The organism is Nostoc sp. (assembly GCF_036917755.1).
GTDB lineage: Bacteria > Cyanobacteriota > Cyanobacteriia > Cyanobacteriales > Nostocaceae > Nostoc.
Genome location: NZ_JBALFC010000135.1, coordinates 1 through 5,249 on the forward strand (window position 1 = coordinate 1; position 5,249 = coordinate 5,249).

Sequence of the window (5,249 nt, forward strand, 5' to 3'; positions counted from 1 at the left end):
ATTTGCTGAATGAAGGAGGTCTTATTATTAAATGGGAGCGTAAAATTAAAAATAAAGGTAATGCTGTTTATTAGATTTAGCTGCGTAACAGCTTAAGCTACGGGAAAACCTAGAAGAAGCTACCCGTGCTGTGCTGAAGCATCTGGGGGAGTTGAAGCGACCGTATTTGACTGTGCTGGAGGAGAAGGTGTTGGGTTTGATTGAGCAGGAATATGGGGTTAATGAAGGAAATGAGCCGATTGCAAATTCGTGAAGATGACCTGACAGGTAAAAATATTGCTGACCTTCTGAGGGAACATCTCAAAAACATGCATGAGATTACCCCACCCGAAAGCGTTCATGCTCTTGATATAGAGGCATTGCGTTCACCTGATATTACTTTTTGGACGGCTTGGGATGGCGAAGAACTGCTTGGATGCGGGGCATTGAAAGAACTAGATTCAAGAAGCGGTGAAATTAAATCAATGCGTACCGTCAAGGCTCACCGACGTAGGGGTGTCGCCTCAAAGATTCTGGAACAGATTATTAAAGAAGCCCAACGGCGTGGTTACGATTGCTTGAATTTAGAAACAGGGGTAATTCCAGAATTTGCTTCAGCACGAGCTTTGTATACACGGTATGGGTTTGAGTACCGAAGCCCCTTTGGTGAATACATTGATGACCCGAACAGCGTATTTATGACGAAAAAGCTTGCTTGATTGGTTAGTAACAATCACCGTTACTGCTGTTGAAATTCCAGAGTTAACCGAGCAAGAAATTAGCGATAAGCCTGACGGCATGGCTATGCTTACCGCTTGCACTTGGAGCGAAAGGTAGAACGGGCGTTTTTTGAGGCGGGAAAGGCACTTATGGAGTTACGCGTTCGTCCTTGACGTTGCCGAAGGCAGTAGAGGAAGCGGGTGGTAAAGTCCCAAGTGGTAGAATCGTCAAAGACATTGTGCAGCGCATAATGGAGCGAACCAGAGTACCAAACACCTACCACTTGGGCGAAGTATGCCAAGTTTTAGCCAAGGACAACCCCGAACTCAGGGGTAAGGGTGGGTGTTGGTGTGAGGTAAAGGTTATTTGCAGCCGCTCAAGCGAACCGTTAGCAGTAGTTACGATCCACTTCAACAGACTAAGGACAAGCAACTAAATCGAAATTACAATCATTACCAGACAAAGTAATCATGGAATTCAACCCAAACAACAATGTTGTTAAACTCTGTCTTCAAGGTATGGGCATGGAAGAAAAAGGCAAACCAGAAGAAGCAAGTAAACTGTTTCTTCAAGCCTGGAACGAAGCGACATACGACTTTGAAAAATTTATTTCAGCCCATTATGTAGCTCGATATCAGAAAAATATTTCTGACAAATTAAAATGGCTCGAAACGGCTTTGCAGTTTGCATTAAAAATAAATAACAACACTGTTAAGAGTGCTTTCCCTTCTCTATATTCAAACATTGCCAAATGCTATGAGGACTTAAGCGACCCTGACAAGGCAAGAAAGAATTATCAATTAGCAACTTCGTTTAAGGATAAACCTTCTGACAAAGGTCCCTTTTATCATGGAACGAAAGCAGATTTGCAGGTTGGCGATTTGCTGACAGCAGGAGGCAGTTCTAATTACAAACTTGAACTCAAAATGAATCACATTTATTTCACAGCCCTTGTCAATGGGGCGGGACTAGCTGCTGCATTAGCAAAAGGCGATAACCGTGAACGTGTTTATATCGTTGAACCAACAGGGGAGTTTGAAAATGACCCGAATGTTACAGACAAAAAATTTCCGGGCAATCCGACACGCTCATATCGCTCCCAAGCACCATTAAAAATCGTTGGCGAAGTCACAGATTGGGTGAGACAAACACCTGAAGAACTCCAAAAATGGCGTGAAAAGTTGGCCAATAACAAAGGAGAAATTATTAATTAATTTCTAAGATTCCCACATCCTGCTCACCGATTGAAATCAACGGCCTTATTTAACGGCTGTCGAAGAGAAATTGTTGACGCTTCTAGAGTCTGAGTACAGGATTGGTTAAGCCTCTGAACAATTATGGCAATTTTGCATCCGATAAGTAGGAAGTGCAAAAATTACGTAGAATCTTATTTCGGAAGTAAAAAACAGTTTATTAGCAGGTTACAATCTAGCTTTGGTTGAGTACAATGTAGCAAAAAATATATTATTGTTACGGAAATAACTATGATGAATTGGAAAAAGCTCCTGACACCTCAAAGACTTGGTAGGACTGAACAAGAAGATATTCAACATGGCCGTACCCCGTTTTTGAGAGACTATGATCGTTTGGTATTTTCTTCCCCTTTCCGCCGCCTCAAAGATAAAACACAAGTTTTTTCCTTACCCACAAATGACTATATTCGTACCCGTCTAATTCATAGTCTTGAAGTTTCTTGTGTTGGCCGCTCCCTTGGTAGGATTGTGGGCGATGAAATTATAAAAAGACACAAGCTTGATAAATATGGTTACAGTCCGTCAGACTTCGGTGAGATTGTGTCTGCTGCTTGTCTAGCTCATGATATTGGTAATCCTCCCTTTGGTCATTCTGGAGAAGATGCTATTCGTACAGCATTTCAATCTTGGTATAGTTCTGTTAACCAGATGAAAGAGGAACTACTTACCGAGTTTCAAAAAGCTGACTTTGATTTATTTGAAGGTAATGCACAAGGATTTAGGATTTTAACTAACCTTGAAATGGTTTCTCAAAGAGGGGGGATGCAACTCACTTGCCCAACTTTAGCTTCTTTTACAAAGTATCCTAGAGAATCTTTAATACCAGAATCTATCTTAAAAAATTCCACAAGTAGAATTCCTAAAAAACATGGTTTTTTTCAGGCAGAAAAAGAATTATTTTCTGAAGTAGCAAATACAGTTGGGTTAATTCGCCGTCATGATAATGCAGCATGGTGGTGTAGACATCCACTTGCTTTTTTGGTTGAAGCAGCAGATGACATTTGTTACTCAATTGTTGATGTAGAAGATGGACATCGTATGGGTTATATATCATTTGAGCAAGCTAAAGACTTGCTTAATAAGATTGCAGATATTGATATTCAAAAAGATGATGATAGCAAGGATGAAAAAGTTAAACGATTGCGTGCTAAAGCTATTGATAAACTTATAAGAGAAGCAACTCAAATTTTTTTAGATAATGAAGTAAAAATTCTTTCGGGAGAATTTGAAGAAGATTTATTATCTTTAAGTGATTATGCAGAGCATCTAAAAGAAATTGGAAAACAAACTAGTGATACTGTTTTTCAGCACCAGGATGTAGTTAGTATCCAAGTTGCTGGATACGAAGTTTTAGCCAAGTTATTTACTGAGTTTGCTAACACAATCTTCAATAAGGAAAATAAGTCCAAATTAGTCTATAAAATGCTTCCGAAAGAATATCATCTAAGTTTGGAGGATGATAATAGCTATGAAAAAATTCTGAAAATTACAGACTATATATCTGGTATGACTGACTCCTATGCTACTAAACTATTTCAAAAATTTAGCGGAATTTCCTTGGGATAATTTCATTGTAGGAGCTACCTATTTTATATAAGTAGAAAATTTAGGTTTGCAAGTAATTAAAAATAAGTTTTATTATCCTGTTGCTATTGAATAGAGAATTTCTATAAAGCAAGGATATATTTTTACAAGCTTGAGAAACTAAGATATTAAAGCTTAAAATAACGAAAGGTTGATGAAAACCAATGCTGCTCGACTACTTGATAAACTAGGTATTCCCTACCAAATCCTGAGCTATGAGGTTGACCCTGACGATCTCGCTGCTGAAAGTACAGCCCAGAAAGTAGGACTTCCCGCAGAGCAAGTTTTTAAAACTCTAGTAGTCAGAGGTGACACAACAGGTATCTGTTTTGCTGTTGTGCCGGGAAATGCTCAGTTAGACCTAAAAGCTTTAGCTCGAATTTCAGGAAACCGCAAGGTTGAGACAGTTGCCCTGAAGGAAGTTCAGCCACTAACAGGATACATCCGTGGTGGTGTGACCGCTTTAGCCAGCAAAAAAGACTATCCAGTTTACCTTGATGAAACGGCAACTCTATTTGAACAGATCACTGTTTCTGGTGGAGTGCGAGGAATGCTGCTTCTGCTATCCCCATCTGATTATTTACGTGCGTCCAATGGCACTTTGGGGGCAATTGTACAAAATTAGTGCTGAAATTTTCATAAGTTAAATTCTGAAAGCATAAGGCGATCGCTATTCAAAGAAAGCTACTTCAAAGCTGCCCTACACAACATAGCCGATTCTAAGAAATCTAAGTGTTATTACTACAAAATTTTAGTGCTTACTTGTGGGTTGTAAGCAATCTACGCAAGGCTACTGAGGAAAGTGATTTGCAAATTTCCTATAAGAAGTATAGCTTAAACTTTTTATTGATAATTAGCTAGATATTATGGCAGTATATAAAATAACTTCATAAGATGTATCAGGTGCTAAAAAGTAAATAGAACAAGAGTACTACTTTATACCTGCTACTCAAAAAACTATAGTTGCAGATTAGCACTCCAAGCTAACCAGACATTAGGTTTAGGGGAGTGAGTTTTTGATGATTAAAGGAGGGATAATACCAGTCCAGTCACAAAGGGGGAGATGCCAGTGACTGACGTTGTAACTGGACAGATTGTGCGTGTGCGATCGCGGCAGTATCTTGTAGAAGAGGTTGTGTCTAAACCCACTAAGGAGCAAGACACTAAAGTTAGTCTTTCTTGTTTAGAAGATGATGCATTAGGAGAATCGCTAGAAGTCCTATGGGAACGGGAGATAGATGCCAAAGTCGTAAAGGCGACATCTTGGGAGTCCATCGCTAACCGAGGTTTTGATAATCCCCGTTTATTTTCCGCTTATTTGCACACATTACGCTGGAATTGCGTAACTTCCACAGATGCCAAGCTTTTCCAAGCTCCTTACCGAGCCGGTATAGAAGTCAAAGCTTATCAGTTAGAGCCACTACGCAAAGCTTTGCTGATGCCGAGAGTCGCTTTGTTTATTGCCGATGATGTCGGTTTAGGGAAAACCATCGAAGCAGGGCTGATACTGCGTGAGATGTTGATGCGGCAAAAAGTTAGGCGAGTAGTCATCTCATGTCCGCCGTCAGTAGTAAGGCAATGGCAAGAGGAAATGGAGAATCGCTTTGGACTTACGTTCATGATTCTGGATCGTGAGTTTATTGCTGCCCGTCGTCAAGAACGGGGTTATGGGATTAATCCGTGGATGACGCACACCCGATTTATTATTTCCCA

At 40.0% G+C, this 5,249-nt stretch carries 5 protein-coding genes and 1 pseudogene; all 6 read left to right on the forward strand.

Annotated elements, in window-relative coordinates; genetic code table 11:
- Window positions 1-230 precede the first annotated feature (230 nt).
- Entirely contained in the window at window positions 231-698 is a 468-nt protein-coding gene (locus V7L05_RS28715) for a GNAT family N-acetyltransferase (RefSeq protein ID WP_335169266.1), read from the forward strand.
- Between the two features lie 10 nt (window positions 699-708).
- Window positions 709-1,048: pseudogene (locus V7L05_RS28720) on the forward strand (hypothetical protein); the annotation flags it as partial.
- Between the two features lie 394 nt (window positions 1,049-1,442).
- Complete coding sequence (arr, locus tag V7L05_RS34885) at window positions 1,443-1,913, forward strand: NAD(+)--rifampin ADP-ribosyltransferase (protein WP_442937887.1); 471 nt, start codon at window positions 1,443-1,445, stop codon at window positions 1,911-1,913.
- A gap of 270 nt (window positions 1,914-2,183) precedes the next feature.
- Window positions 2,184-3,518 (forward strand): deoxyguanosinetriphosphate triphosphohydrolase, encoded by a 1,335-nt coding sequence (locus V7L05_RS28730; RefSeq protein WP_335169270.1) that lies wholly within the window; start codon window positions 2,184-2,186, stop codon window positions 3,516-3,518.
- A 172-nt stretch (window positions 3,519-3,690) separates the two neighbouring features.
- Window positions 3,691-4,161 carry a Cys-tRNA(Pro) deacylase gene (gene ybaK, locus V7L05_RS28735; RefSeq protein ID WP_335169271.1) on the forward strand — a complete coding sequence of 157 codons (471 nt, stop codon included), beginning with the start codon at window positions 3,691-3,693 and terminating at the stop codon, window positions 4,159-4,161.
- 444 nt (window positions 4,162-4,605) lie between these two features.
- A partial coding sequence (locus V7L05_RS28740) for an SNF2-related protein (RefSeq protein WP_335169273.1) occupies window positions 4,606-5,249 on the forward strand: 644 nt, incomplete at its 3' end.

What these genes read in the sequence shown, in the direction of transcription:
- V7L05_RS28715 (WP_335169266.1), top strand. Translation starts at nt 231, where the DNA reads ATGAGCCGATTGCAAATTCGTGAAGATGACCTGACAGGTAAAAATATT.
- V7L05_RS28730 (WP_335169270.1), top strand. Translation starts at nt 2,184, where the DNA reads ATGATGAATTGGAAAAAGCTCCTGACACCTCAAAGACTTGGTAGGACT.
- ybaK (WP_335169271.1), top strand. Translation starts at nt 3,691, where the DNA reads ATGAAAACCAATGCTGCTCGACTACTTGATAAACTAGGTATTCCCTAC.